The sequence below is a fragment of the Tepidimonas sp. genome, assembly GCF_046292505.1.
GTDB lineage: Bacteria > Pseudomonadota > Gammaproteobacteria > Burkholderiales > Burkholderiaceae_C > Tepidimonas.
In genome coordinates, this window is sequence record NZ_JBKBQX010000229.1 from 1 (window position 1) to 599 (window position 599).

Sequence of the window (599 nt, forward strand, 5' to 3'; positions counted from 1 at the left end):
GGCGGGGGGCGTGCGTCACCTCCCCCACGCTCCCCAACTCCTTCACAACCATCACGGGGTCCTACTCTTTCTTTTTGGTCGCCGCCCAGCGCGGCGGCGCCAACATCACGCCATCACATTGACCTGTGTCCCCAGGCTGCCGCTGGTGGCCAGCGGCAAATTCCCCACCGGGACGGGCTGGGGTAGGGCATTGAGCAGCGCCAGCGCCCCTTGCTGCTCCAACTGCAAGGCTTTGCGCAGCACCAGGATTTGGGCGGCTCCGGGCGCTTCACTGGCCGCGACGGCGGCTTGCGTGACGGGGGAGGGTGTTGACGTCATGCTGACCATGGTGCGAGGTTACGCCGATTGTGGCCCGACCGCAAGGGCCGCCGCAGGGCATGCGCGCCTGTCAGGCCAGCGAAAGCCGACGTCCCATAATCTAATCGTCGTACATTTCGCATCTGACGCCCCTTCGAGGAGACGCCCCCATGAGCAGCGCCGACTACGCCTCGTTTTACCGCCGTTCGATCGACGAGCGCGACGCCTTCTGGACCGAACAGGCCCGCCTGATCGACTGGCAGCGGCCGTTCGATCGGGTGTGCAACACCGACCGTCCGCCG

Annotated in this window: 2 protein-coding genes; one reads left to right on the forward strand and one right to left on the reverse strand. The window is 66.4% G+C overall.

Features of this window, described 5'->3' with window-relative positions; translation table 11 throughout:
* Positions 1–105: 105 nt before the first annotated feature.
* Positions 106–318, reverse strand: coding sequence for a putative motility protein (locus tag ACK4TH_RS12950; protein WP_409627027.1), 213 nt, complete (start codon positions 316–318; stop codon positions 106–108).
* Between the two features lie 149 nt (positions 319–467).
* On the opposite strand from ACK4TH_RS12950, the gene ACK4TH_RS12955 reads away from it, so the two are divergent.
* Positions 468–599 (forward strand): acetyl-coenzyme A synthetase N-terminal domain-containing protein (locus tag ACK4TH_RS12955; protein WP_409627029.1); only part of this gene is annotated, 132 nt, incomplete at its 3' end.

What these genes read in the sequence shown, in the direction of transcription:
- ACK4TH_RS12950 (WP_409627027.1), bottom strand. Translation starts at nt 318, where the DNA reads ATGACGTCAACACCCTCCCCCGTCACGCAAGCCGCCGTCGCGGCCAGT.